General features: G+C 68.7%; 27 protein-coding genes. 8 read left to right on the top strand and 19 right to left on the bottom strand.

Features of this window, described 5'->3' with window-relative positions; all coding sequences use genetic code 11:
* The first annotated feature begins 98 nt into the window (after positions 1-98).
* Positions 99-818 (top strand): MoaF-related domain-containing protein, encoded by a 720-nt coding sequence (locus ACGHX3_RS12130; protein WP_394695117.1) that lies wholly within the window; start codon positions 99-101, stop codon positions 816-818.
* A gap of 116 nt (positions 819-934) precedes the next feature.
* Entirely contained in the window at positions 935-1630 is a 696-nt protein-coding gene (locus ACGHX3_RS12135) for an aspartate/glutamate racemase family protein (protein WP_394695118.1), read from the top strand.
* A gap of 10 nt (positions 1631-1640) precedes the next feature.
* On the opposite strand, the gene ACGHX3_RS12140 is transcribed toward ACGHX3_RS12135, so the two are convergent.
* On the bottom strand, positions 1641-2033 hold the full coding sequence (locus ACGHX3_RS12140; RefSeq protein WP_394695119.1) for a RidA family protein: 393 nt from the start codon (positions 2031-2033) through the stop codon (positions 1641-1643).
* A 133-nt stretch (positions 2034-2166) separates the two neighbouring features.
* Here ACGHX3_RS12140 and ACGHX3_RS12145 point away from each other — a divergent pair, with 133 nt between their 5' ends.
* Positions 2167-3090, top strand: coding sequence for a LysR substrate-binding domain-containing protein (locus tag ACGHX3_RS12145; protein WP_394695120.1), 924 nt, complete (start codon positions 2167-2169; stop codon positions 3088-3090).
* Positions 3091-3110: 20 nt separating this feature from the next.
* Here ACGHX3_RS12145 and ACGHX3_RS12150 read toward each other — a convergent pair whose 3' ends face one another.
* The 13 genes from ACGHX3_RS12150 to ACGHX3_RS12210 form a co-directional block, all read right to left on the bottom strand.
* Positions 3111-3431, bottom strand: coding sequence for a hypothetical protein (locus ACGHX3_RS12150; RefSeq protein ID WP_394695121.1), 321 nt, complete (start codon positions 3429-3431; stop codon positions 3111-3113).
* Positions 3432-3826: 395 nt separating this feature from the next.
* Positions 3827-4180 (bottom strand): PilZ domain-containing protein, encoded by a 354-nt coding sequence (locus ACGHX3_RS12155; protein ID WP_162336398.1) that lies wholly within the window; start codon positions 4178-4180, stop codon positions 3827-3829.
* 19 nt (positions 4181-4199) lie between these two features.
* The gene (locus ACGHX3_RS12160; RefSeq protein WP_394695122.1) at positions 4200-5174 is read right to left on the bottom strand and encodes a DNA polymerase III subunit delta'; all 975 of its coding nucleotides are present in this window, start codon (positions 5172-5174) and stop codon (positions 4200-4202) included.
* Positions 5171-5833 (bottom strand): dTMP kinase, encoded by a 663-nt coding sequence (gene tmk, locus ACGHX3_RS12165; protein WP_162336396.1) that lies wholly within the window; start codon positions 5831-5833, stop codon positions 5171-5173. Before tmk ends, ACGHX3_RS12160 begins: the two co-directional genes overlap by 4 nt.
* The gene (mltG, locus tag ACGHX3_RS12170) at positions 5830-6897 is read right to left on the bottom strand and encodes an endolytic transglycosylase MltG (RefSeq protein WP_394695123.1); all 1068 of its coding nucleotides are present in this window, start codon (positions 6895-6897) and stop codon (positions 5830-5832) included. Before mltG ends, tmk begins: the two co-directional genes overlap by 4 nt.
* Positions 6898-7196: 299 nt before the next feature.
* Complete coding sequence (locus ACGHX3_RS12175) at positions 7197-8558, bottom strand: aminodeoxychorismate synthase component I (RefSeq protein WP_394695124.1); 1362 nt, start codon at positions 8556-8558, stop codon at positions 7197-7199.
* A gap of 142 nt (positions 8559-8700) precedes the next feature.
* Positions 8701-9909 (bottom strand): beta-ketoacyl-ACP synthase II, encoded by a 1209-nt coding sequence (fabF, locus tag ACGHX3_RS12180; RefSeq protein WP_238391147.1) that lies wholly within the window; start codon positions 9907-9909, stop codon positions 8701-8703.
* 148 nt (positions 9910-10057) lie between these two features.
* Complete coding sequence (acpP, locus tag ACGHX3_RS12185; protein WP_014161144.1) at positions 10058-10297, bottom strand: acyl carrier protein; 240 nt, start codon at positions 10295-10297, stop codon at positions 10058-10060.
* 141 nt (positions 10298-10438) lie between these two features.
* Positions 10439-11182, bottom strand: a complete 744-nt coding sequence (fabG, locus tag ACGHX3_RS12190; RefSeq protein ID WP_394695125.1) for a 3-oxoacyl-ACP reductase FabG — start codon at positions 11180-11182, stop codon at positions 10439-10441.
* Between the two features lie 63 nt (positions 11183-11245).
* A complete protein-coding gene (gene fabD, locus ACGHX3_RS12195) occupies positions 11246-12190 on the bottom strand; it encodes an ACP S-malonyltransferase (protein WP_394695126.1) in 945 nt (314 codons plus the stop codon).
* Positions 12191-12409: 219 nt separating this feature from the next.
* Positions 12410-13405, bottom strand: coding sequence for a beta-ketoacyl-ACP synthase III (locus ACGHX3_RS12200; RefSeq protein ID WP_162336390.1), 996 nt, complete (start codon positions 13403-13405; stop codon positions 12410-12412).
* A gap of 85 nt (positions 13406-13490) precedes the next feature.
* A complete protein-coding gene (rpmF, locus tag ACGHX3_RS12205; protein WP_162336389.1) occupies positions 13491-13685 on the bottom strand; it encodes a 50S ribosomal protein L32 in 195 nt (64 codons plus the stop codon).
* 67 nt (positions 13686-13752) lie between these two features.
* Positions 13753-14259: a YceD family protein gene (locus tag ACGHX3_RS12210; RefSeq protein ID WP_213604880.1), complete on the bottom strand. Its 507-nt coding sequence runs from the start codon at positions 14257-14259 to the stop codon at positions 13753-13755.
* A gap of 122 nt (positions 14260-14381) precedes the next feature.
* On the opposite strand from ACGHX3_RS12210, the gene ACGHX3_RS12215 reads away from it, so the two are divergent.
* The gene (locus ACGHX3_RS12215; RefSeq protein ID WP_394695127.1) at positions 14382-14951 is read left to right on the top strand and encodes a Maf family protein; all 570 of its coding nucleotides are present in this window, start codon (positions 14382-14384) and stop codon (positions 14949-14951) included.
* Between the two features lie 9 nt (positions 14952-14960).
* Here ACGHX3_RS12215 and ACGHX3_RS12220 read toward each other — a convergent pair whose 3' ends face one another.
* Positions 14961-16802 (bottom strand): ArnT family glycosyltransferase, encoded by a 1842-nt coding sequence (locus tag ACGHX3_RS12220; RefSeq protein WP_394695128.1) that lies wholly within the window; start codon positions 16800-16802, stop codon positions 14961-14963.
* Positions 16803-16846: 44 nt separating this feature from the next.
* On the opposite strand from ACGHX3_RS12220, the gene ACGHX3_RS12225 reads away from it, so the two are divergent.
* From ACGHX3_RS12225 to ACGHX3_RS12240, 4 genes are read left to right on the top strand one after another with little or no spacing between them, the layout of a single operon-like run.
* Positions 16847-17800: an AAA family ATPase gene (locus tag ACGHX3_RS12225; protein WP_394695129.1), complete on the top strand. Its 954-nt coding sequence runs from the start codon at positions 16847-16849 to the stop codon at positions 17798-17800.
* 14 nt (positions 17801-17814) lie between these two features.
* Positions 17815-18756: a DUF58 domain-containing protein gene (locus ACGHX3_RS12230; RefSeq protein WP_394697284.1), complete on the top strand. Its 942-nt coding sequence runs from the start codon at positions 17815-17817 to the stop codon at positions 18754-18756.
* The gene (locus ACGHX3_RS12235; RefSeq protein ID WP_394695130.1) at positions 18743-20701 is read left to right on the top strand and encodes a DUF3488 and DUF4129 domain-containing transglutaminase family protein; all 1959 of its coding nucleotides are present in this window, start codon (positions 18743-18745) and stop codon (positions 20699-20701) included. Before ACGHX3_RS12230 ends, ACGHX3_RS12235 begins: the two co-directional genes overlap by 14 nt.
* 17 nt (positions 20702-20718) lie before the next feature.
* Positions 20719-21231, top strand: coding sequence for a Slp family lipoprotein (locus ACGHX3_RS12240; protein ID WP_162336383.1), 513 nt, complete (start codon positions 20719-20721; stop codon positions 21229-21231).
* Positions 21232-21307: 76 nt separating this feature from the next.
* Here the strand turns inward: ACGHX3_RS12240 and ACGHX3_RS12245 are convergent, their stop codons facing one another.
* From ACGHX3_RS12245 to dnaX, 4 genes are read right to left on the bottom strand one after another with little or no spacing between them, the layout of a single operon-like run.
* Positions 21308-21661 carry a histidine triad nucleotide-binding protein gene (locus ACGHX3_RS12245; protein ID WP_162336382.1) on the bottom strand — a complete coding sequence of 118 codons (354 nt, stop codon included), beginning with the start codon at positions 21659-21661 and terminating at the stop codon, positions 21308-21310.
* A gap of 26 nt (positions 21662-21687) precedes the next feature.
* Positions 21688-22284, bottom strand: a complete 597-nt coding sequence (gene recR, locus ACGHX3_RS12250) for a recombination mediator RecR (protein ID WP_394697285.1) — start codon at positions 22282-22284, stop codon at positions 21688-21690.
* 54 nt (positions 22285-22338) lie between these two features.
* On the bottom strand, positions 22339-22659 hold the full coding sequence (locus ACGHX3_RS12255) for a YbaB/EbfC family nucleoid-associated protein (protein ID WP_162336381.1): 321 nt from the start codon (positions 22657-22659) through the stop codon (positions 22339-22341).
* 7 nt (positions 22660-22666) lie between these two features.
* Entirely contained in the window at positions 22667-24466 is a 1800-nt protein-coding gene (gene dnaX, locus ACGHX3_RS12260) for a DNA polymerase III subunit gamma/tau (RefSeq protein WP_394695131.1), read from the bottom strand.
* Between the last annotated feature and the right edge of the window lie 79 nt (positions 24467-24545).

Here is a 24545-nt window from a genome sequence, read left to right on the forward strand (position 1 = left end):
CCGCCGGGACGACGGGACCGGGCCGACCTGGCGCAGCGCGCACGGCCGTCCCGGATCCGCTCGTCCTCGTTCCATGACGTACCCGAAGGAAGATGACGATGTCGCAGGACGGTTTCCCCGTGGGGATGGAACTGGACGTGGCCTATCCCGATTTCCGGGTCAGCCTGACGCTGCTGTCGCTGACGCAGCTCAGGTTCGAGATCAAGGCCGGCCCATTCGCGCGCACGGAGGTGGTCGACATCCATGTCGTGCCGCTCGGCAACAGCCTGTTCGCCGTCAGCTGGCAGGAGCAGAGCGGCGCGACGGTGACGAACGTGCAGGACTACGACCGCGGACTGGTCCACTCGCACGCGACGCTGCCGGGTGGGCCGTTCCTGCGCATGACCGGCACGATCACGGTCACGCGGCCTGCGGTGGCGACCAACGATGATCGGCCGCAGCGCAACAAGGCGCTGGTGCTCGACGCGATGACCTCGCTGTTCCAGCACCGTGATGCGTCGGCCGTCGCGCGGCTGTATGCCGCCGACTACATCCAGCACAACCCGGATATCCCGCAGGGCCGCGACGCCTTGCAGTCGCTGGTCGAAACGCTGTCGCCGGACGTGCACTACGAACCCGGCATGATGATCGCCGAGGGCGACCGCGTCGCCATCCATGGGCGCATCCGCGGCTGGGGCGATGCGCCGCAGGTGGTGGTGGACATCTTCCGCATCGAAGACGGCCGATTGGCCGAACACTGGGACGTCCTGCAGGACGAAGTGCCGGCGACCACCATCGGCGGCGTGTCGATGTTCGATCCTGCCGAGGCCGCGACCTAGCGACACGGATCGGACCACCTTCAACGCAACCGACCCCCACCGCTCAAACCGCTCAACCCTCGCCTGCGCGTCAGCCCGCATAATCCCAGCCTGCACACACGGGCGATGGAACACGCATGAAGACGATCGGACTGATCGGCGGGATGAGCTGGGAATCGACGGTGCCGTACTACCGCCAGATCAACGAAGGCATCAAGGCGCGGTTGGGCAGACTGCATTCGGCGAAGGTGGTGCTGTACAGCGTCGACTTCCACGAGATCGAACAGTTGCAGCGCGACGGCGACTGGGATGCCGCGGGCGAACGGCTGGCCGACGCCGCGCGCCGCCTGCAGGGGGCCGGTGCCGACCTGCTGGTGCTGTGCACCAACACCATGCACAAGGTGGCACCGCAGATCGAAGCGGCCGTGCCGATCCCGTTGCTGCACATCGCCGACGCCACCGCCGCGTCCATTCTGGCGGCCGGCCATCGCACCATCGGCCTGCTCGGTACCCGCTTCACCATGGAGCAGGACTTCTACCGGCAGCGCCTGCAGGAACGGCATGGCCTCGAGGTCATCGTGCCGTCCGCGGACGACCGCTGCGTCGTTCATGACGTGATCTACGACGAGCTGTGCCGTGGCGTGATCCGCGATGCCTCGCGCGACCACTATCGCCGCATCATGGACGACCTGGTCGCGCGCGGCGCGGAGGCCATCATCCTGGGTTGCACCGAGATCGGCCTGCTGGTGGCCGCGCACGATGCGCGCGTCCCGTTGTTCGACACCACGGCCCTGCATGCCGTTGCGGCCGTGGAAGCCGCACTGGCGGAGTGACGCGCACGACTCACGCGGGGATGCGGGCGATGACCTTGATCTCGAAATCGAACCCGGCCAGCCAGTTCACGCCGATCGCGGTCCAGGTCGGATAGGGCGCTTCAGGAAAGACCTCGTTCTTGACGGCCAGCACGGTGTCGAACTGGCGCTCCGGATCGGTGTGGAAGGTGGTCACGTCGACGATGTCGTCCAGCCTGGCGCCGGCGGCATGCAGGATCGCCTGAAGGTTGCTGAAGGCCAGCCGCACCTGCTGTTCGAAGTCCGGCTCCGGCGAGCCATCCTCGCGGCTACCCACCGTCCCGGACACGAACAGGAAGCCATCCGAGCGCACGGCGGCCGAATAGCGATGATGGTCATACAGGGCCTGGCGGCCAGCGGGGAAAACGACGTCGCGCGTGCTCATGGGGAATCTCCTGCGGGCCGGCGGCCCGTTGCATGGAGGGCACTCTAGAGAGTGGTTCCGGGCGGATAAACACGCCGATCGCGGGATCACTGTTTGTAGAATCCGGACAATTCCCCTTCCTCCAGGAGTCCGCATGGACCGCATCGATGCGATGCAGGCCTTCGTCCGCGTGGTGGAAACCGGCAGCTTCACCAGCGCGGCCGACACGCTGCAGGCCAGCCGGACGCGGGTAACCCAGCTGGTGCAGCAGCTCGAAACGCACCTGCGGGTGAAGCTGCTCCACCGCACCACGCGCAAGGTGAACACCACCGCCGACGGCGCCGCGTACTACGAGCGCGTCGTCCGCCTGCTGGCCGACCTGGACGATGTTGAGACCAGCCTGTCGACCGCGTCCGAGGCGCCACGCGGCCGGTTGCGCGTGGATGTGCCCGCCCCGTTCGCCCTGCACATCCTGGTCCCCGCCCTGCCCGCATTCCACGCGCGTTATCCGGACATCCGGCTCGACCTAGGCGCCAGCGACCGCAAGGTCGACCTGATCGACGAGCACGTGGACTGCGTGGTGCGCGGCGGCGAACTCACCGACGCGTCCTTGCGCGCGCGGCACGTCGGCGACCTGTTGCTCGGCGTGTACGCCTCGCCCGCCTATCTGGCGCGCGCCGGCACGCCCGCGCATCCGTCGGCACTGGAGGAGCCCGCGCACCGCGTCGTGGGATATCGCAGTTCGCGCACCGGCAGCCCCTTGATGACACCGATGCGTCGCGACGATGAGGAACTGCGCGTACAGGGCCGTCTTGCGCTGTCGGTGGACGACGGCAATGCCTACCTGGCCGCCGGCATCGCCGGCCTGGGCGTGCTGTGGCTGCCCCAGTACATGGCGCGCATGCCGGTGGCGCGCGGCGAACTGGTGCCGCTGTTCGAGGAGTGGCACCTGGAACCGATGCCGATGTACGTCGCGTTCCCACCCAGCCGCCATGTCAGCCGCAAGCTGCGGGTCTTCATCGACTGGATCGTCGAACTGATGGCGCAGCATGCACCGGCCATCCGGCCAGCGCGCTAGCCGGAACGGCGTCGCCGCGCTCAGGCACCGACGACGTACCAGGCGATCGGGCCTGCGACAAGGCCGAGGAGGCCTGCAAACACCACGTGCAACTTCGCACAGAGGCCTCCGAGCACGCCTGGCACGACGGCGACGATGGGCGCGCGAATCAGCAGGCCCGCCCATCGCCGGGCGTTGGTGATGTCGTTGCCGTGGTAGTAGCCTTCAATCACGGTATCGACGACGATGATCGATACCGTCGCGGCGGCAAACGCGATGAAGAACGCGCGCAGATAGATCCAGTGATCGATCCGCAAACCCGGCTCGCCTGGCCCGGGCGGGGCGTAGGGGTTGTCGCTCATGCCGGAGGTCCGATCGTTCGCGCACGGACCGTCGCGCTCGTACGGAATCGATGCCGATGGTCTGCCGCAGCCCTCACAGGCGCTTCTGGACCGCCTCGGAGCAGGGGCCGTCCTCGATGGCGTGCAGCAAGATCGTGCGCGGGTCGTTCCGGGTCTCTGCGCGCAGAGGCAGCGTGGCCTCCAGGTCCGCCCTCGTCGCGCATGCCGAGTGCCGCGTTGGTCAAGTCGAATTCGTACTGGCAGGGGCTCATGTCGATGTCCTTCGACAGCGCGATCGTCGTCGGGAGCAGCAGGCACAGCAGGCCAGGCCTGATTCCGTGCATCGACTCCTCCCTCGGGAACGCCCGCCTGGCGCACGTGTCGGACACAACGGCCCGATCGGGGGCCGTGGGCGCTTACATCGTGTGCGTCGGCTTCTCACCGTTGAGGCTGCCGGCCAGCATCGTCTCGATGCGGTTCTTGATGGCTTCGCCCTCGCCGTTCTCGGCGAACTGCACGCCGATGCCGGCCACGCGGTTGCCCTGCGCGCCGACCGGCGTCACCCACACCACCTTGCCGGCCACCGGCAGGCGGTCGCTGGATTCGGGCAGGGTGAGCAGCAGGAAGACCTCGTCGCCTAGAAAGTAGCGCTTGGGCGTGGGTACGAAGATGCCGCCGCCCTTCACGAACGGCATGTAGGCGTTGTACAGCGCGGCCTTGTCCTTCACTGCCAGCGACAGGATGCCCTGCCGTCCACCTGCTGCATTCATCGACGTCTCCGTGTTTCGGTCAGCGTCGCGCCCCGACAGCGCGTCCGCGATCGCCGCCGGCCCAGGCCAGCAGCAGTTCCACCATGGCCAGGTCGCCGCGCACCGTGGTCCGCAGGAGATCGCGGGTGCGGTTGGCGGCGTCGAACCAGGCGGCCAGCTTGTTCAATCGGGCCGGATCGGTCAAGCCGACGGTCCCCGCCTGCGCCAGCGCCAGGTCGGCCGCATGGCGCAGCCGCGCGTCGGCCAACTCGTCGTTGGCCCAGCGCTGTGCGGTCTCGACCACACCGATCTCGCCCTTCTCCAGCCGCTGCATATCGCGTGCCACCGCCTCGCGCAGCGCCAGGCCGTCATTGCGCAGCCAGTCGTCGGCCAGGCCCGGATGGCCGCGCGCGGCGTCCAGCGCGCGTACCGCATCGGCAGGCATATGGCCTTGTGCCTGCAGCCAGGCAAGGGCTTCGTCGCGCGGCGGCAATCGGAACTCGATGCGCTGGCAACGGCTGCGGATGGTGGCGGGCAGGCGCGCCGGCTGCGCGCTGACCAGCCACAGGTAGCGGTTCGGCGCAGGCTCTTCCAGCGTCTTCAGCAGCGCGTTGCAGGCCGAGCGGTTGATCGCGTCGGCGGGATCGATCAGGGCCACCTGCGCGCCACCGTACTGCGGGGTGAGTGCCAGCTTCTGGGACACCTCGCGGATCTGGTCGATGACGATTTCGGTGCGCAGCTTGCTGCCGTCCTTGGTAGCGACGAACGAGATGACCTGCAGGTCCGGATGCGTGCCGGCGTCGATCAGGCGCCCGCTGCGATCGTCCGGCGCGGGTTCACCCTGCGCATCGCGCTGCTGCGCCAGCACGCGGCGCGCCAGCCGGTCGAGCACGGCACGCTTGCCGAGGCCGGCGGGGCCGCAGACCAGCAGGCCGTGGCCGAGGCGGCCCGATTCCAGAGCGGCGACCGCCTGGTCGTAGGCGCGCTGCTGCCAGGGTGAGAACGCGGTCGTCATGCCAGGTCGCTGTCGGTCAGCGTGCGCAGGTAGGCGCCGATGGCGGTATCGACCGCGGCGCCGACACCGGCGGGCGGCTGAGACGCATCGATCACGCGGAAGCGCTGCGGTTCGGCGGCGGCGCGCGCACGGAAACCGGCACGCACGCGTTCGAAGAAATCGTCCTGTTCGCTCTCGATGCGGTCCGGCCACAGGTCGCGGCCGGCGGTCCGCGCGCGGCCCTCGCGCACGTCGAGGTCGAGCAGCAGCGTCAGGCCCGGTTTCAGGCCGACCGCACGACGTTCCAGCGCGGCGATCCATTCGGGATCCAGCCCGCGGCCGGCACCCTGGTAGGCGTAGCTCGAATCGGTGAAGCGGTCGCTGATGACGAACGATCCGCGTCGCAGCGCCGGGCGCACGACTTCACGCACGTGCTGCGCGCGCGACGCGAACATCAGCAGCAATTCGGTCTCGGCGGCCAGCGGTTCGTCCTGTGCACCGAGCAGCAGTTCGCGGATGCGCTCGGCCAGCGGCGTGCCGCCGGGTTCGCGCGTCAGCACCACATCATGGCCGGCGGCCTGCAGGCGGTCACGGATGGCCGCAATGGCGCTGGTCTTGCCGGCACCCTCGCCGCCTTCCAGCGTGATCAGCCGCGGCTGCGACAGCAGGGCCTCGCTCATGGCGCTTCCGCCTTGCGCAGCGTTTCCCGTCGCGTGACCAGATAGCGCGCGACGGCCGCGTTGTGCTCGGCGAGCGTGGCCGAGAAGATGTGGCGTCCGCTGCCATCGCCGACGGCGACGAAGAACAGCGTATTGCCGTCGGCCGGATTCACCGCCGCCTTCAGTGCATCGGCACCCGGCATGGCGATCGGCGTCGGCGTGAGGCCCTTTCGCGTGTACGTGTTGTACGGCGTATCGGTCAGCAGGTCGCGCTTGCGGATGTTGCCGTCGTAGCTGCTGCCGATGCCGTAGATGACCGTGGGATCGGTCTGCAGCGGCATGCCGAGCTTCAGCCGGCGCGCGAACACGCCGGCGATGGCCGGACGCTCCTCGGCGATGCCGGTTTCCTTTTCGATGATGGACGCCAGGATCAGCGCCTCTTCCGCCGATTGCAGCGGCACGTCCTGCGCACGCGCCTGCCAGACGCCCTCGAGCGTCTTCTCCATCGCCACGTACGCGCGCTTGAGCACGTCCAGGTCGGACTCGCTGCGCGTGTAGACGTAGGTCTCCGGCAGGAAGCGGCCTTCCGGATGCTGCCCCTCGTGGCCCAGCGCCGCCATCAGTTCGGCATCGCTCATGTCCGCGGTCTTCTGCTGCAGCGGCGTGGCGTTGCGCAGCGCAGCGCGCAGCTGGCGGATGTTCCAGCCCTCGACGATGGTGACACGGTACTGCAGCGTGCGGCCTTCGCGCATGCGCTTGAGCAGTTCGCGCGGCGTCAGGGCGGGATCCAGCGCGTACTCGCCGACCTTGAGCTGGCTGGCGGTATTGGTCTCGCGTGCGAGCAGCCGCCATTGCAGGTCGGTACCCGAGGACACCCCTTCCGCCCGCAGTTTGCGCAACACCGTCGGAAATGCATCGCCCGACGCGACCTCAACCGTCGCATCAGCCGCCACGCCGCCGATGGGCGCGTCCGCGAAGCCGCGATGGCCTTGCCACAGCCACAGCCCGGCGGCGACCGCCACGGCCAGCAGCAGGACGAAGGTGATGACGATGAAGCGGCAACCGCGCTTGAGTGCTGACGCCACGCAATCCTCGGGGTGTGAAGCAGGCCGTGCAGGATACCCGGTCGCCGTCTCAGGCGGTGGGCGGGCCCTGTCCAGCCGCGGTGAAGCACCCCTTCTCCCCACGCATGGGAGAAGGTAGGCGGGGGGAGGATGAGGGCAGATGGAGCAGCAGCCAGCACATCCCTGTTCGGCTTTTCGAGGGAGTCGCGATGGATGGCGGCGTCAGCAGGGCTGCGGCATTCAAGCATCCTGCCTTCGTCGCCCCTCATCCGCCCTTCGGGCACCTTCTCCCCGCTGACGCAGGGAGAAGGCCATAGCGATCAGCCTTCCAGCGCCTTCAGCATGCCTCGCGCCTTGGCGCGTGTCTCGTCCAGCTCCCTGTCGGGGATCGAGTCGGCGACGATGCCGGCACCGGTCCGGAATCGGGCCACGCTGCCCGTACCATCGGCCACGACCTCGGCGCTGCGGATCAGGATGTTCAGGTCCAGATCGCCGTCACGGTTCAGCCAGCCGAAGGCGCCGGTATACGCCCCACGCGGCACCTGCTCGAGCTCGGCGATGATCTGCATGCAGCGCACCTTGGGGCAGCCGGTGATGGTGCCGCCGGGGAAGGTCGCGCGGATGACGTCGCCCGGCGTCGCCTCGTCGCGCAGGTGCCCGCGCACGTTGCTGACGATATGGTGCACGTGCGCGTAGCTCTCCACCGTCATCAGTTCGTCGACCTGCACGCTGCCCGGCGTGCACACGCGGCCCAGGTCGTTGCGTTCCAGGTCGATCAGCATGACGTGCTCGGCACGTTCCTTCGGATGGCCGACCAGTTCGCGGATGCGGGCGGCGTCATCGTCGCCCTCGAAGCGTGGACGCGTGCCGGCGATCGGGCGGGTTTCGACCACGTCCCCGCGTATCGAGACCAGACGCTCGGGCGACGAGCTGACCACCGTCCACGCCGGCGTGGCGAAGAGGCCTGCGAACGGCGCGGGATTGGCAGTGCGCAGCCGCGCATACAGCGCGGCGGGATCGAGCGGCGCCTCGAAGCGCGCTTGCCAGGCACGCGACAGGTTCACCTGGAAGATGTCGCCTGCGCGCAGGTAGTCGAGGATGCGATCCACGCCGTCGGTGAAGCGCTGGGGCTCGTCTTCATCGATACGCGACGGCGGCTGCCAGGCAGGCAGCGGCGGCATCTGGCCGATGCCCGCGACGTCGTCGTCGGTCCGGGCGATCAGATCGCCCCGCCCGGCTTCCGCCACGATCACGCAATCGCCGGTACTGCGGTCGCGCAGCACCGCAGCAGGACAACGCAATGCGAGCGCCACGGGTTGTGTCGCCGGCCCGTGGGGCAGACGCAGGACCGGTTCCACCTGCTGCGCCAGCTCATAGGCCAACAGCAACGCCCAGCCACCACGGAACGGCCAGCGCGGCTCTTCGCGTGGCGTGCGCTGCGCCTGCCAGTGGCGGTCGAGCACGGCCAGGAAATCGCCGGCCTCCACATGTCCCCGCATATCACGGGTGATGCCATCGGTATCCAGGCGCAGACCGGTGCCGTCGGCGACCAGCAGGAAATCCCAGCGTCCCTGCGCGGTGCCGGAGGCCACCGATTCCAGCAGCACCGGATAGCGCTGCGGATCGAGACCATGCAGGGCCAGCAGGTCGGTGTCGGCGGGAAGGGCGCGGGTTTCGATCATGCTGTTCCTGGCCCCTCTCCCACCGGGAGAGGGGTTGGGGTGAGGGTGCGGAGAAGACGCGATGGTTCAGGGGACGATGATTTCGCCGCACCCTCATCCGGCGCTACGCGCCACCTTCTCCCGAAGGGAGAAGGATGCATCGTCAGATCCGCTTGAACACCAGCGTGCCGTTGGTGCCGCCGAAGCCGAACCCGTTCGACACCGCGACATCGATCTTCTTCTCGCGCGCGATGTTCGGCACGTAGTCGAGATCGCAGCCTTCGCCCGGCTCATCCAGGTTGATAGTCGGCGGGATGATGCCGTGGTGGATGGCCAGCACGGAGAAGATCGCTTCCGCGCCACCGGCCGCGCCCAGCAGGTGGCCGGTCATCGACTTGGTGGAACTGACCATGATCCTGTACGCGTGGTCGCCCAGCGCGCGCTTCATGGCCAGCGTCTCGGCCAGGTCGCCCAGTGGCGTGGAGGTGCCGTGCGCGTTGAGGTATTCCACCTGGTCCGCATTGAGGCCAGCGTCCTTCAGCGCCGACCGCATGCAGCGCGCCGGACCCTCGCCGTTCTCGCTGGGCGCGGTCATGTGGAACGCGTCCTGCGACGCGCCGAACCCGGCCAGTTCGCAGTAGATGCGCGCGCCACGCGCCTTGGCGTGTTCGTACTCCTCCAGCACCAGGATGCCGGCGCCGTCGCCCAGTACGAAACCGTCCCGGTCCTTGTCCCACGGGCGCGAGGCGCGCGTCGGATCGTCGTTGCGTGTGGACATGGCCTTCATCGCGCAGAACCCGCCAACCGAGGTCGGCGACGAGCCGCGCTCGGCGCCGCCGGCGATCATCACGTCGGCGTCGCCGTACTGGATGGTGCGCATGGCGATGCCGATCGAATGGTTCGAGGTGGCACAGGCGGACACTGCCGAATAGCCCGGGCCTTTCAGGCCCTTCATGATGCTCAGATGACCCGGCAGCATGTTGATGATGGTGCTGGGGATGTAGAACGGGGAAATCTTGCGCGGACCGCCTTCGTGCAGCTTCACCGCGGTTTCCTCGATGCCGAGGATGCCGCCGATGCCGGCGCCGATGATCGCGCCGATGCGCTCGGCATTGGCCTCGGTCACTTCCAGGCCGGCGTCGTCCATCGCCATCAGCGACGCGGCGAGGCCGTAGTGGATGAACGAGTCCATCTTCTTCACGTCCTTCGGCGACACGAAGGCCGTGGGATCGAACCCGCGGATCTCGCCCGCGATCTTCGTGCTGTAGCCCTCGGTATCGAAGGTGGTGATCGGGCCCAGGCCCGAACGTCCGTTGACGATGCCGTCCCAGCTGCTGGCCATGTCATTGCCCAGGGGGGACACCAGGCCCATGCCGGTGACGACGACGCGACGACGCTGGCTCATATCGGATTCCTCTTGGATCTTGACGGCCGTGTCCCGCAATACGCGGGCGGATGGGGGCCGGATACGCGCGGGGCCGCATGCGCGGCCCCGACACGGTTTGCTGCAACTGCCGGACTTACGCCTTGACGTGCGCCTTGACGTAGTCGATGGCCTGCTGCACCGAAGTGATCTTCTCGGCTTCCTCGTCCGGAATTTCGCACTCGAACTCTTCTTCAAGCGCCATCACCAGTTCAACGGTGTCCAGCGAGTCGGCGCCCAGGTCATCGACGAACGATGCGCTGGTGGTGACTTCTTCTTCCTTAACGCCGAGTTGTTCGACGACGATTTTCTTGACGCGTTCTTCGATGCTGCTCATGGATTCGCTCCAGACGGAGATGGGTGACTTGTTGGATTCTGCCGACGCGGGGGAAGGCAAACCGGGGATAGTGTAGTGGAAACCGGCGGCGGCGGGCAGGTATCGCCAAACGCCACCGAATCAACCACTTACAGCTAATTCTTATGGCATGTACATGCCGCCGTTGACATGCAGGGTCTCGCCGGTGATGTAGCCGGCGGCCGGACCCGCGAGGAAGGCGACCGCGTTGGCGATGTCGGCGGGTTCGCCCAGGCGGCCCAATGCGATCTGTTCGCCTAGCGCCTTCTTGGTATCTTCCGGCAGGTCCTTGGTCATGTCGGTGGCGATGAAACCGGGGGCGACCACGTTGACGGTGACGCCGCGGCTGCCGATCTCCTTCGCCAGCGACTTCGAGAACGCGATGATGCCGGCCTTGGCGGCGGCGTAGTTCGCCTGCCCCGCGTTGCCGGTCACGCCGATCACCGAGGCGATGTTGATGATGCGGCCCTTGCGCGCTTTCATCATGCCGCGCATCACCGCTTTCGACGTGCGGTAGACGCTGGTGAGGTTGGTGTCGAGGATGGCCTGCCAGTCCTCGTCCTTCATGCGCATCAGCAGGTTGTCGCGGGTGATGCCGGCGTTGTTGACCAGGATGGAGATACCACCGAATTCCTTGGTGATCGCGTCGATCAGGGCATCGACCGCACCGGCGTCGGTGACGTTCAGTTCACGGCCATGGCCACCTGCCGCCGCCATGCGCTCGCCGATGGCCTGCGCACCGGAGGCCGTGGTCGCCGTGCCGATGACCGTCGCGCCCTGCGCGGCCAGTTCGTCGGCGATGGCCGCGCCGATGCCGCGGCTCGCGCCGGTGACCAGTGCGATTTCACCCTGCAGGGGCTTGCTCATGATGATGTCCTCGGAATGTTCCGCGCGCGGCGGATCAGGATAAGGGAGCGGACGCGACGCGCGTCAGGCCCGCCAATCGGCGAGCGCGCCCTGGAAGTCGCCGACGCCACCGATGGCGCGCGCATCCAGGCCCTTGTCGATGCGCTTCACCAGACCGGCCAGCACCTTGCCAGGCCCGCACTCGGCAATGCGCGCGGCGCCGTTCGACGCCAGCAGCTGCACGCACTCGGTCCAGCGCACCGGCAGGTACAGCTGGCGCACCAGCGCATCGCGGATCGCATCGATACCGGCGTGCACGTTCGCATCGACGTTCTGGACGACCGGCAGCGACGGCGCCTGCCAGTGGAGACCCGCCATCACTTCGGCGAGGCGATTGGCGGCTTCGCGCATCAGCGGCGTATGCGACGGCACGCTGACCGCCAGCTTCACGACCTTGCGGATACCACGCTCGGTGAGCAGCGCGATCGCGCGGTCGACCGCTTCGGCGTCGCCGCCGATCACGATCTGGCCCGGCGAGTTGTAGTTGGCCGGCACGACGATCCGGCTGTCGGACGCCTGCGTGCAGACCTCCGCCACCATCGCGTCTTCAGCGCCGAGCACCGCCGCAATTGCGCCGACGCCCGCCGGCGCCGCGTCCTGCATCAACTGGCCACGCAGGCGTACGAGATGCGCGCCGTCCTTCAACGACAACGCACCGGCGGCGACCAGCGCGGTGTACTCGCCCAGGCTATGGCCGGCCAGCTGGGACGGCTGCGCCCCGCCCTGCTGCTGCCACGCGCGCCACACCGCGATGCCGGCCGCGAGCAGCGCCGGCTGCGTGTATTCGGTGCGGTTGAGCATTTCGTCGGGGCCGCCCTGCGACAGCGCCCACAGGTCGACGCCAGCGCCGTCGGAGGCTTCGGCGAACGTCTCGCGCACGACCGGATACAGTTCGGACAGCTCGGCCAGCATGCCGACCGACTGCGAGCCCTGGCCCGGGAAGACGAAAGCGAGTTGCGTGGAAGTCACTGCGACACCCTGCGTGAAATCAGGCGGCGATGATACGGGCGAACGCGTTAGATTGTCTGTACCGGGGCGTATGCGCATGCGACGCTGTCGCATGCGCGCTGCGCCTGTGCGTCATCGAACGTGCGCGACGTTGTGGGCCATCGAGACGATCGTTGCCCGAAATGAAGAAGGCGATGCTCTGCAGCATCGCCTTCCATTTTCATCCGTGTCGCAGCCGGTTCAATAACGCACCAGCACCGAGCCCCAGGTGAAGCCACCACCGAACGCTTCGAGCAGCAGCAACTGGCCACGCTGCACGCGCCCCGAACGGATCGCCGTATCGAGCGCCAACGGCACCGAACCGGACGAGGTGTTGCCATGCTTGTCGACGGTCACGATGACCTGGTCCATCGACATGTCGAGTCGCTTGGCCGTGGCTTCGATGATGCGCAGGTTGGCCTGGTGCGGGATCAACCAGTCGAGGTCGTGCTTGTCGAGGCCGTTGGCGTCGAGCGTTTCGTCGACGACGCTGTCGAGCGCCTTGACGGCGTACTTGAACACGTCGTTGCCCTTCATCTCGATGCGGATGCCGTTGTTCGGCTCGTCCGCCTTGAATCCGGTGGAAACGCCGACCGGATTCCACAGCAGTTCCTTCTTGCTGCCGTCGGCATGCAGGTGGGTGCTGAGGATGCCGGTCTCGGTGTCGGCCTTGAGCACGGCCGCGCCCGCGCCGTCGCCGAACAGCACGCAGGTGGTGCGCTCGGTCCAGTCGACGATGCGGCTGAGCGTTTCGGTGCCGATCACCAGCGCGGTCTTTGCGTCGCCGCAGCGGATGAACTTTTCCGCCACGCTCAGTGCGTAGATGAAGCCCGAACAGGCCGCATTGACGTCCAGCGCCGCGCAGCCGCCCGCGCCCAGGCGCGCCTGGATCAAGCAGGCGGTGGACGGGAAGATCAGGTCGGGGGTGGTGGTGCCCACCACGATGAGGTCGATCTCGGAGGCATCGACGCCGGCGGCCTCGAGTGCGCGCAGCGCGGCCTGGTAGCCCAGGTCGCCGGCGGTTTCGCCTTCGGCGGCGATGTGGCGCTCACGGATGCCGGTGCGGGACTGGATCCACTCGTCGCTGGTATCGACCAGCTTCGACAGGTCCTCGTTGGTCAGCACCTTTTCGGGCAGATAGCTGCCCGTCCCGGCGATGCGCGCGTAAATGCGCCCCTTGCTACCCGGCTCGCTCATGCACGCTCCCATTGCCGGCCCGACGACGGGCCCTGGTTGTCATCGATCATGCGGAAAGCGCGCCCTGCCGGGCGCGCCGCACGGATCAATCTTCCTCGACCGCCGAGGTCTTGGTGGCGATGACCTTCTTGCCGCGGTAGTAGCCGTCGGCGGTCACGTGGTGGCGCAGGTGGATCTCGCCCGTGGTCGGGTCGGTCGACAGCTGCTTGGCGGTCAGCGCGTCGTGCGAACGACGCTGGCCACGACGGGACGGGGTGACGCGGGATTTCTGCACAGCCATGGGATTGCTCCAGCTCTTCTATCTGTTGGTGAACCTTGCGGTTCGTGTTGCCAGACCGCGGTAGCGGCTAGTTCTTCTTCAGCGAGGCCAGTGCCGCGAACGGACTGGTCTTCGCCACTTCTTCTTCGTCCGCGGCCCATTCGCTTTCGACGGCCTCGGATGCAGGATCCACCGGTACCACCGGCACGGCGAGGACCAGTTCGTCCTCCACCAGGTCGGCGGGGCGCAGCATGCCGTCTTCCGGCACCAGCAGGGCTTCGTAGCCCGGCGGCAGCGCGGATTCCTCATCCTCGCTGCGCACCAGCCCCAAGCGCTGCTCCACCGTCACCGGCAACACGAACCGCCGCAGGCTGCGCTGGCATACCAGCGGCAGCTCGGCCTCGATCCGCAACCCGACGTAAGGCACCCGCAACGCGTCGTGATCGAACTCGATCGCGTAACGCACCTCGCCTTCGGTATCGACAAGAAGGCCCTGCAAGCGCGTCATCGAGGACAACGGCAGGCGGCCTTCAAAGCTGCGCCGGGTCGCGACCATGCGCCAAGCATCCAACATCTCGGGCGTATTCGCGGACATAAGCCGCTGAATGTTAAGGATCAAACGCCGAACTGTCAAACCACCCCGGGTGCCGAGGATGGCTTGCCGCTGGCCCTGCCGGCGGGCAGACTCCCCCGCCCCGTCCTGCCGGTGCCACCCCCATGCCGCTGATGCTCGCCTCCACCTCCCGCTACCGGCGCGAACTGCTGGAACGGCTGCGCCTGCCGCTCCACATCGCGCGTCCCGAGGTGGACGAGACCCCCCTGGACGGGGAGTCCGTGCCCGCCATGGCTGCCCGGCTGGCCCGTGCGAAGGCCGAGGTCATCGCCGGGCAGCACCCGGGGGCCTGGGTCATCGGCTCCGACCAGGCGGCCGAGCTGGATGGACAGCCTCTGGGCAAGCCCGGGCACCGCGAGGCCGCCCTCACCCAGCTGGCGTCCATGTCGGGCCGGCAGGTGCGCTTCCATACGGCCGTCTGCCTGGTCCGCGACGGCGTGACCCTGCAGGCGCAGGATGTCACCACTGTCCGCTTTCGCCCCCTCTCCGCTGCCGAAATCGAGCGTTACGTGGACGCTGAGCAGCCTTTCGACTGCGCCGGAAGCTTCAAGTCTGAAGGGCTGGGGATCGCCCTGTTCGACGCCATCGAGTCGACGGACCCCACGGCGCTGGTCGGCCTGCCGTTGATCGCCGTGTCCAGGATGCTGCGCGAGGCCGGCTTCGAGCTGCCCTGAGCCTGACCGTCAGCGGATCTCCACCGGCTGCTCGGCCCAGGTTTCGACGCTGCCGTCGCCACCGGTCACCCGCAAGCCCAGCCAATGCCGGCCGGCGGGTACGGCGCCGGCATCGACCTCGGCCGTGAACTGGACCCGCGGCATGCGCGGATCGCGCGAAGCGTCCTTCAGGAAACCACGCAGCCACTCGTTGGCACCGGCGTCGCTGGCCACCGCGACGACACGGTCATCGAGCAGCACCTCGACCTTCGCCACGCCCACGACGTCCTTCACCGCCCAGCCACCGACTCGGAAGCGCCTGTCCACGCGCGCACCCGCGGCGGGCACGTCGATGTTGGCGACGACCGGCGTGATGCATTCACCCTGCTCGCGTTCAGCGGGCAGCGCGAACAGGAGGAACCGCCGTGCACCATGGTCGATGTTCACCACGCGTGGCGGCGGCAGCGGACCGACGATCCGGCACAGCTGCTGGTAGTGGGCCAGCAGTGCGCTGAACTTCACGTCGGTCGCGCCCACGACCAGCAGCGTGGGCGCATCGCGCGCGCCGTCGTGATGCAGGCCCCACAGCTGGAGCTGCGGCGCACGCCCATGCTTGCGGTTCAGTGGGTGGTCGAGCACGGGAATGTCCGCCTCACCCAGGGCGAAACCCAGCTCGGCGCCGGTCTTGAAGTTGTCCGCCAGCAGCACCGTGCCTTCCGGCAAGGCTGCCTGCACGTCGCGCACCTCCGTGGCCAGCGCACTCCAGCCCGCGAAATTCTCCGGGTAGTACTTGCTGCCTGCGACCTGCAAACGAAGACCGGGCAACGAGACCGCCACGTAGTAACCGAGCATCAGCACCGCGCCGAGCGCCGCGAGGCCCCAGGTCGCGCGCCGGCGCGCGGGCGACCACTCCCGCAGCAGCAGCGGCACCACCACGAGCAGTGCGAGATAGCCCGGCAGCGGCCAGTGGAAGCTGACGCGCTCGTTGTCGGCGAAGAAGCCAAGCACGAAGAAGCCCAGGGTCGATACCGCGCCCAGCAGCGCGAAGTAGCGCCACGCCGTATCCGCGCTGCCATCGCTGCGGATGCCCCGCAGGCAGACCACGAGCATGGCCCAGAACAGCAGCGGCGTCGCCATCGCCGCCTGCACCACTACGAAGCGGAAACCGTCGCCGTGGAAGCTCCACGGGTGGCGATCCAGCAACTGGAAACGCAGGCCGGCGTCGGCGTACTCGAGGTTCCAGGCCAGCAAGGGCGCCCACGCCAGTACGCCTGCCGCCAGCGCGACCCACACGCGCGGGTCGCGCAGCACCTTCCTTCCTTCCGGCAACCAGAGCAACGCGAGCAGTCCCACGCCGATCACACCGATGAAACGGTAATGGCTGAGCGCACCGAGCATGAGGCCGATCGCCAGTTCGGTGGCCGACATGGCGTCCACTTCGCGCAACAGGCGCGCACCGGCATCCGCGCACAGCACGGTGGCGAGCGCCATCGGCACGTCCGGCAGCGCGAGCAGGCCCAGCGTGCCCGACAGCGGCATCAGCACGACCAGCAGCGCCGCCTGCCAGCCGACGGCCGCGCCGAACCAGTGCGCCGCACTCCGCGCGACCAGCCACGGCAGCAGCGCCGCCATCAGCAGGAACGGCGCGCGCACCGCCAGCACCTGGTGGCCGCCGATGTCGGTGCCCAGCCGCGTCAGCCACGCGGTCAATCCAGGCAGGTCGGAATAGGCCGCGGCGAGATGCCGCCCTTCCTGCCAGTAGAAGGCTTCGTCCACGAACAGTGGCAGGCGCGCGGCAATGGCGATCTTGACCACCGTCACGATCGCCCACACGGCAAGGAACCATCGTCGCGCGCGTTGTTCTTCGTCCATCTCGCTACACTGCCCTCAACCTACGATCGGAAACCGAGAGCGCGATGTCCGCCATCCCCAGCACCCGCCCTATGCTATCCGAAGGCCTGTCCGACGCCCTCACCCGCGCGCAGGCGCAGGTGAATTCGCTGGTGCTCGGCAAGTCGCGCGAGGTGCAGCTCGCGTTCGTCGCCCTGCTCTCCGACGGACACCTGCTGATCGAGGACCTGCCGGGCCTGGGCAAGACCACCCTGGCGCATGCGCTGGCCGCCACGCTCGGGCTGGGTTTCCAGCGCGTGCAGTTCACCTCCGACCTGCTGCCCGCCGACGTGCTGGGCGTGTCGGTCTACGACGCGCAGGCACGGGCCTTCACCTTCCATCCCGGTCCGGTGTTCACCAACGTGTTGCTCGCGGACGAGATCAACCGTGCGCCGCCGCGCACGCAGAGCGCGCTGCTGGAGGCGATGGCCGAGCACCAGGTCACCCTGGACGGCGTCACCCATGCGCTGCCGCAACCGTTCTTCGTCATCGCCACGCAGAATCCCGTGGATCTTTCCGGCACGTATCCGCTGCCCGATTCGCAACTGGACCGCTTCCTGCTGCGCCTGGCACTGGGCTACCCCAGTGCCGAATCCGAGCGCGAGCTGCTGGCCGGCAGCGATCGCCGCATGATGATCGCGCAGGCCATGCCGCTGCTGTCAACCGACGACGTACTGGCGTTGCGCGCGGCGGTGAACGGCATCCACGCCAGCGATGCGCTGATCGACTACGTGCAGGCACTGCTCACGCGCAGCCGCCAGCATCCCGGCGTGCGCGTCGGACTGTCGCCGCGCGCCGGCATCGCCCTGCTGCGCGCGGCGCGCGCCTTCGCACTGCTGCTGGGCCGCCGGCATGTACTGCCGGACGACGTGCAGGCCCTGTTCGCCGCCGTCGCCGCGCATCGCCTGGTGCCGGAAGCGGAAGCCGTGTCGGCGCCCGCGCTGGCCGAGGCGATCCTGCGTGCGGTTCCGGTGGATTGAGCGTGACGCTCACGCTGGCCCGCCGCTTCGCACGACTGGCCCGGCCACGCCGGCCCGAAGCGCTGCCGGTGTTCCTCGACCGCCGTCGCATCTACGTGCTGCCCACCGGGTTCGGCCTGTTCTTCGCGGCGCTGGTGTTCGCGATGCTGCTGGGCGCGTTGAACTACAACAACAATCCGGCCCTGCTGCTGGCGCTGCTGCTCGGCGCCACCGCGCTGGCCAGCCTGATCTTCGCCCATCTGCAACTGGCCGGCCTGCGCATCGAGGCGATGTCGGCCGAGCCCGTGCCCGTCGGCACGCCACTGCTGCTGCAGGTGGCGCTGGCCTCGCGCGACGCGCGCACGCGCCACGGCCTGCGTCTTGAGGCCGTCGGCGAACATCTCTACGCGGCGCTGCCACCGTCGGAGAGCCAGGTCATCGCGCTGCCGCTGCCGACCGAGCGGCGCGGCTGGTACGACCTGGACCGCGTGCGCCTCTCGACGACGCAACCGCTCGGCCTCGCACGGGCCTGGGCCTGGGTGTGGCCGGAAACGCCGCTGCTGGTCTATCCCGCTGCCGAAGTGCAGGGTCCTCCGTTGCCGCACGCCGGACATGCCGGCACCCGCGCGCGGCTGGATCCCGCGGGCGAGGACGTCCATCAGTTGCGCAACTATCGGGCCGGCGATGCGCGACGCGCGATCGCGTGGAAGCCGTCGGCGCGCCGCGACCAGTTGCTGGTGCGCGACTACGAGCAGCCGCTGGGCCGCGACGTGGACCTGGAATGGAGCACGCTGGCTTCGCTCCCGCACGAACGCCGCATCCAGCGCCTGGCCCACTGGGTGGAAGCCGCCGAACGCGAGGGTCTGCGCTACCGCCTGTCTCTGCCAGATCAGCCGCCCCTTGGACCTTCCAACGGCCCGTCCCATCGCCACCTCTGTCTGCGCGCGCTCGCCCTGCTTCCGCATGAAGAACGCTGACGCGCCCACGCTGGATGCCCGCAGCCGGCGCTGGACGCTGGCCGCGACCGGCGCCTGTCTGCTGGCGCTGCTGGTCCAGTTGCCGCCGGCGCTGGCGCTGGGCACCGGTGCGACCGCCGTGCTGATGGCGTTCGCCTCGTGGCGCCGGCCCCTGCCCGGCGTACTGCGCCTGCTGCTGGCGCTGGCGCTGGTGGCGGCGGTGATGTCCGTCACCGGCATGCAGTTCGGCCGCGATACCGGGTGCGCGCTGCTGGCGGGCATGCTGGCGATCAAGCCCGCCGAAACGCGCACGCTGCGCGACAACCGCAGTCTGCTCGGTTTCGCGCTGTTCGCGCCGTTCGCCGCGTTCCTGCTCGACCAGGGCCCACTGAGCATGGCGCTGGGCCTGGGCAGCGTACTGGGCGCGCTGGTCGCCCTGCACCGGCTCGCCGATGCGGAAGCAGCCTCGCTGGCAGGCACCACGCGTCCGCTGCAGCAGCTACGCGAGATCGGCAAGCTGGTCGCACTGGGCGTGCCGCTGGTGCTGGCGGCGTTCTGGCTGTTCCCGCGCTTCCCGTCGCCGCTGTGGGGCGTACCGGAGCGCGCACTGGCCAAGCCCGGCCTCAGCGACGACATGACGCCCGGCAGCTACCTGGACCTGATCGCCGACGAAGCCCCTGCCCTGCGGGTGCAGTTCTTCGGCGCCACCCCACCTACCAGCCAGATGTACTGGCGTGGCCCGGTGCTGCCGGATTTCGACGGACGCACCTGGACGCGCGGCGATGCGCGCGCGGACGCAGCGCCTTTCACGCCGGCCACCGAACGCGCGCCGGTGGTATGGGATTACCAGATGGACGTAGAGCCGACCGAACGTCGCGACCTGGTGGCGCTGGATCTGCCCACCGCCACGCCCGAGGGCACGTGGGTGCGCCGCGACTACAGCGTGCGGGTGCCCACGCCGCTCACGGCGTTGACGCGCTGGCGGCTGCAATCGTCAGCACCCACGCGGTTCGAAGCGGACCTGCCGGCATCGCTGCGGCAGCAGGCCCTGAGGTTGCCCCCCGGATTCAACCCGCGAACCCGTGCGCTGGGTACGCAGTGGCGGCAGGACGCGGGCACCGACGATGCCGCGATCGTCGCACGCGCGCTGCAGTGGATCCGCGCCGATTTCGCCTACACGCTGGACACGCCTTTTCCCGGCCGCGACACCGTCGACGAATTCCTGTTCGACCAGCAACAGGGATTCTGCGAACACTTCAGCTCGTCGTTCGTCTTCCTGATGCGCTCGGCGGGCGTGCCGGCGCGCGTGGTCACGGGGTACGCGGGCGGTGTCTACAACCCGCTGGGGCGCTACTGGATCGTGCGCAACATGGATGCGCATGCCTGGGCGGAGGTGTGGCTGCCGCAACGCGGCTGGGTGCGCGTGGATCCCACGGCGGCGGTGGCGCCGGAACGCATCTACGACACGCTCGAGGATCGACTGCGCGCGGGCGGCGCGATGGGCGCCGTCGGCGAGCTGATCGGGGTCGGCGATCTGGGCCAGGTGGGCGACTGGCTGCGCCGCGGCTGGAACGACCTGGTCCTCGGCTTCGATGCCACCCGGCAGGCGCGCATGTTCGAGCGCTTCGGTGCGAAGCGGCTCGGCAGCGCCGCGTTGACCGCGCTGTTCGGCCTGTTCGCACTGGCCGCACTCGCGTGGATGGCCTGGCTGCTGGCGCGCGGCGAGCGCGAACGCGATCCGCTGCTGCGCGCCTGGCACCGGCTGGGCACCCGCTACGCCCGGCTCGGCCTCGGGCGGGCGCCGCATGAGAGCCCGGACGCTTGGGCGCAGCGTGTCGCCAGCGCGCGGCAGCAGGCCGCCCAACCCCTGCTCTCGCTCAGCCGGCGTTTCGCCGATGCGCGCTACGCTCCGGGTGAGGGAGACAACCGCGCACTGATCGAAGACCTGCGCCGGCACCGCCCATAACCCGCTGGAGACTGGCCATGAACCTTCGCTTCGCCACTGTCGTCGCAGCCGCCGCGCTGCTTTCCGCCTGCGCCACGGCGCCCACGCCGTTGCAGGGCAGCTTCACCCAGGTCAATCCGCGCGACTCCGTCGGCGCGCCGCAGGTCGGTGCACCGGTCCGCTGGGGCGGGCGCATCATCAGCACCACGCCCGGCCAGAACTCCACCTGCTTCCAGCTCGTCTCGCGGCCGCTCAATGCCACCGGCCGGCCGATGTCGACGGCACCCGACGCCACCGACGGCCGCTTCATCGCCTGCCGTGCCGGCTTCTACGATCCGGCCGTGTTCGCCGAAGGCCGCGAAGTGACCTTCGTCGGCAAGATCGAGGGCTACGAAAGCACCCGCATCGGCGACTACGACTACCAGCTGCCGCGCGTCGCCGCCGACGTGGTCTACCTGTGGCCGGAAGTGCGCGAGGTCGAAGTCGTCCGCCCCTATCCGTATTACGACCCCTTCTGGGGCCCACGCTGGGGCCGCTGGGGCTGGTGGTAAGTCGCCCTGTCGCAACGAACGGAAAAGCCGCTCATCGAGCGGCTTTTTCTTGTCCCGCCATTGCGTGGATGGGCGCTCAGCCCGGCGTGCCGAAGCGGCCGAGCGGCGCCCCGGCGAGCAGGTGCAGGTGGATGTGGAACACGGTCTGCCCGCCGTCCTCGCGGCAGTTCATGACGATGCGGTAACCGTCTTCCGCGAATCCTTCGCTGCGCGCGTAATGCGCCGCAGCCAACGCCAGCTTGCCGATCAGGTGCGCCTGTTCCGGACGCACGTCGTCGAGCGTGGGAATCGCCTCGTTCTTGGGAATGAAGAGCACGTGCACCGGCGCCTGCGGGGCGATGTCCTTGAAGCCAAGGACGTCATCGTCTTCGTAGACGATGGTGGCCGGGATCTCTCGACGGATGATCCTGGCGAAGATGGTGTCGGTCATGCGGTTGCGTCCTCGTGCTCGTTCGGTCAGGTCATTTCGCTGCGGCCGCCGAAGGCGTGCGCCAGCGTGCCGCGGTCCACGTATTCCAGTTCGCCACCCAGCGGTACGCCGTGCGCCAGGCGGCTGGGCCGCACGCCCTGCTGCCGCGCCAGCTGCGCCAGGTAATGCGCAGTGGCCTCACCTTCGACGGTGGGATTGGTGGCGATGATCAGCTCGGTCACTTCGCCCTGCGCCAGGCGCGCCGACAACGCATCCAGCCCCAGTTCGCGCGGGCCGATGCCGTCCAGCGGCGACAGCCGGCCATGCAGGACGAAATAGACGCCCCGGTAGCCGGTGGCCTGCTCGATGGCCAGGCGATCCGAGGGCGACTCGACGATGCAGAGTTGGTGGCGGTCCCGGCTGCCACTCGCGCAGAGCGTGCAGATCGCGCCTTCGGTGAAATCGCGGCATTGCTCGCAGTGGCCGATCTGGTCTAGCGCCTCGGCCAGCACGCCGGCCAGGCGCTTGCCGCCATCCCGCTCGCGGTCGAGCAGGTGGTAGGCCATGCGCTGCGCCGTCTTCTGCCCGACGCCGGGCAGGACACGCAACGACTCGATGAGCTGGTCGAGCAGCGGACTGGACATGATCGTCTCGGCATCCGCGACGGCGAACATGCCGTCACCGATGCCAGCGGCAGATCAGAACGGCATCTTCATGCCGGGCGGCAGCGGCATGCCGGCCGTGGCGGCGCCCATGCGCGACTTCGACTCGGCATCGACCTTGTTGGACGCGTCGTTGAATGCCGCCGCGATCAGGTCTTCCAGCATCTCGGCATCCGACAGCAGCGAAGGATCGATGCGAACCTTGCGGCACTCCTTGGCACCGGTCATGGTCACGCTGACCATACCGCCGCCGGCGTTGCCGGTGACTTCCAGCTTGGCGAGTTCTTCCTGGGCGCGCTGCAGGTTCTCCTGCATCTTCTGCGCCTGCTGCATCAGTTGGGCGATGTTTCCACGCATGTCGTGATCACTCTTCGTAAGGTCGGATGGAATCCGGGACGAGCCTGGCGCCATGCTGCTGCATCAGCTGCCGCACGTCCGGGTGGTTCATGAAGGTTTCCTCGGCCACGTTCTGGCGCTCGTCGCGCTGCCGGTGGCTGCGCTGCTTCAGTGTTTCGCCATCGGCGGTGGTCGTCGCGAACGCAAGGCGCGGCGCCACGCCGTAGCGGCTGGCGATGGCCTCGCCGAGTTCGCCGAGCGTGCGCTCCGAGCGCAGGTAGTCGAAACCGCTGTCCAGCGCGAGCGTCAGCGTGCCGTTCGCATAACCGGCAAAGGCGACGTTGTCGACCAGCTGCTTGCCGACGCCCTTGAGGCCGCAGGTGCTGGCGAAGTGCAGCCACGTCTCGGCATCGGTGATGCCGATGTCGATGTCGATGTCGATGTCGATGGGCATCGTCGAGGGCGACGCGCCGGACACGGGCGGTGCCGGCGCAGGTGCAGGTGCGGGTACTGAAGGTACCGGAGCCTTCATCGCTTCGGCGGGAAGCCACGGCGGCGCATCATCGGCTGCCGCGCGCGGCAGCGGGACCTCTTCGCGTGCCATCTGCTGCGGCGGCATCACGGACACCTGCGCCTTGGCGTGCACGGCGGCGGGCGCATGTGCGGACGGAGACGGCGCCTCCGGAGCCGCTCCCGCCGCGGCCGCGCTGGCCGGAGACGTACGCGCTTCGCCGCGCATCTCGCCCGGCTGCGCCGGCCGGAAAGCCAGCATGCGTAGCACGCTCATCTCGAAACCCGCGCGCCCACTGGGCGCCAGGTGCAGGTCGCGACGGCCATTGATCGCCATCTGGTACCAGAGCTGCACCACTTCCGGCCGCAGCTGTCCGGCGAATGCATCGACATCGACGCCTTCCGCCTCGACATCGGCCGATGGCACGAGTTGACGCACCTGGATGCGGTGCAAGGCCTCGGCCAGCGCATCAAGCACGCCGCCCCAGTCGGGCGAGAACTCCGCCAGCCGCGCTACTACCTGCAACAGTTCCTCGCCATCGCCCTGCGCCAGGGCGGCGAGCATGGCGCTGACCTGGGTACGGTCCACCGTGCCGAGCATGGTGCGCACGCCCTCGTCGCGCAGGGCGCCGCCGGCATAGGCAATGGCCTGGTCGAGCAGCGACAGGCCGTCGCGCAGCGAACCGTCGGCCGCCCGTGCGAGCTGGGCAATGGCGGCGCTATCGGCCTCGATCGCCTCGGCGCCGAGGATCTTCGTCATCTGCCCGCGGATCTGCTCCTCGTCCAGCCGCTTCAGGTTGAACTGCAGGCAGCGCGACAGCACGGTGACCGGCAGCTTCTGCGGGTCGGTGGTCGCCAGCAGGAACTTCACGTGCTCCGGCGGCTCTTCCAGCGTCTTCAGCAGCGCGTTGAACGCCGCCTTCGACAGCATGTGCACTTCGTCGATCAGGTAGACCTTGAACTTGCCGCGCGACGGCATGTACTGCGCGTTCTCGATCACCTCGCGCACATCGTCCACGCCGGTGTTCGACGCGGCGTCGATTTCCAGCAGGTCGATGTAGCGGCCGGCATCGATGTCGAGGCAGGCCGGGCACTGGCCGCAGGGATCGGCGCTGGTGCCCTTCTCGCAGTTCAGCGACTTGGCGAAGATGCGGGCGATCGTGGTCTTGCCAACGCCGCGCGTGCCGGTGAACAGGAACGCGTGGTGGACGCGACCACTGTCCAGCGCGTTGGTCAGCGCGCGGACCACGTGTTCCTGGCCCACCAGCTCGGCGAAACGCTTGGGACGCCACTTGCGGGCGAGGACGAGGTAGGACATGCCGACATTGTGCCACGCCCCGCCCGTCCTCCCTCCGCCCGATGGCCCGCGCACGGCTTCGCTTGTGGCCGCACCCCCG

Origin of the sequence: Pseudoxanthomonas japonensis (genome assembly GCF_043632995.1) — a bacterium.
GTDB lineage: Bacteria > Pseudomonadota > Gammaproteobacteria > Xanthomonadales > Xanthomonadaceae > Pseudoxanthomonas_A > Pseudoxanthomonas_A japonensis.

Bases quoted from the DNA above. Each gene is read 5' to 3' on its own strand.
- acpP (WP_014161144.1), bottom strand. From the start codon at position 10,297: ATGAGCAGCATCGAAGAACGCGTCAAGAAAATCGTCGTCGAACAACTC.
- ACGHX3_RS12155 (WP_162336398.1), bottom strand. From the start codon at position 4,180: ATGAATGCAGCAGGTGGACGGCAGGGCATCCTGTCGCTGGCAGTGAAG.
- ACGHX3_RS12215 (WP_394695127.1), top strand. From the start codon at position 14,382: ATGCCGCTGATGCTCGCCTCCACCTCCCGCTACCGGCGCGAACTGCTG.
- ACGHX3_RS12225 (WP_394695129.1), top strand. From the start codon at position 16,847: ATGTCCGCCATCCCCAGCACCCGCCCTATGCTATCCGAAGGCCTGTCC.
- ACGHX3_RS12210 (WP_213604880.1), bottom strand. From the start codon at position 14,259: ATGTCCGCGAATACGCCCGAGATGTTGGATGCTTGGCGCATGGTCGCG.
- fabG (WP_394695125.1), bottom strand. From the start codon at position 11,182: ATGAGCAAGCCCCTGCAGGGTGAAATCGCACTGGTCACCGGCGCGAGC.
- ACGHX3_RS12235 (WP_394695130.1), top strand. From the start codon at position 18,743: ATGAAGAACGCTGACGCGCCCACGCTGGATGCCCGCAGCCGGCGCTGG.
- ACGHX3_RS12200 (WP_162336390.1), bottom strand. From the start codon at position 13,405: ATGAGCGAGCCGGGTAGCAAGGGGCGCATTTACGCGCGCATCGCCGGG.
- ACGHX3_RS12140 (WP_394695119.1), bottom strand. From the start codon at position 2,033: ATGAGCACGCGCGACGTCGTTTTCCCCGCTGGCCGCCAGGCCCTGTAT.
- ACGHX3_RS12150 (WP_394695121.1), bottom strand. From the start codon at position 3,431: ATGAGCGACAACCCCTACGCCCCGCCCGGGCCAGGCGAGCCGGGTTTG.
- tmk (WP_162336396.1), bottom strand. From the start codon at position 5,833: ATGAGCGAGGCCCTGCTGTCGCAGCCGCGGCTGATCACGCTGGAAGGC.
- ACGHX3_RS12135 (WP_394695118.1), top strand. From the start codon at position 935: ATGAAGACGATCGGACTGATCGGCGGGATGAGCTGGGAATCGACGGTG.
- ACGHX3_RS12130 (WP_394695117.1), top strand. From the start codon at position 99: ATGTCGCAGGACGGTTTCCCCGTGGGGATGGAACTGGACGTGGCCTAT.
- ACGHX3_RS12220 (WP_394695128.1), bottom strand. From the start codon at position 16,802: ATGGACGAAGAACAACGCGCGCGACGATGGTTCCTTGCCGTGTGGGCG.
- rpmF (WP_162336389.1), bottom strand. From the start codon at position 13,685: ATGGCTGTGCAGAAATCCCGCGTCACCCCGTCCCGTCGTGGCCAGCGT.
- ACGHX3_RS12245 (WP_162336382.1), bottom strand. From the start codon at position 21,661: ATGACCGACACCATCTTCGCCAGGATCATCCGTCGAGAGATCCCGGCC.
- fabF (WP_238391147.1), bottom strand. From the start codon at position 9,909: ATGGGCCTGGTGTCCCCCCTGGGCAATGACATGGCCAGCAGCTGGGAC.
- dnaX (WP_394695131.1), bottom strand. From the start codon at position 24,466: ATGTCCTACCTCGTCCTCGCCCGCAAGTGGCGTCCCAAGCGTTTCGCC.
- ACGHX3_RS12255 (WP_162336381.1), bottom strand. From the start codon at position 22,659: ATGCGTGGAAACATCGCCCAACTGATGCAGCAGGCGCAGAAGATGCAG.
- ACGHX3_RS12160 (WP_394695122.1), bottom strand. From the start codon at position 5,174: ATGACGACCGCGTTCTCACCCTGGCAGCAGCGCGCCTACGACCAGGCG.
- ACGHX3_RS12175 (WP_394695124.1), bottom strand. From the start codon at position 8,558: ATGATCGAAACCCGCGCCCTTCCCGCCGACACCGACCTGCTGGCCCTG.
- recR (WP_394697285.1), bottom strand. From the start codon at position 22,284: ATGTCCAGTCCGCTGCTCGACCAGCTCATCGAGTCGTTGCGTGTCCTG.
- ACGHX3_RS12145 (WP_394695120.1), top strand. From the start codon at position 2,167: ATGGACCGCATCGATGCGATGCAGGCCTTCGTCCGCGTGGTGGAAACC.
- ACGHX3_RS12240 (WP_162336383.1), top strand. From the start codon at position 20,719: ATGAACCTTCGCTTCGCCACTGTCGTCGCAGCCGCCGCGCTGCTTTCC.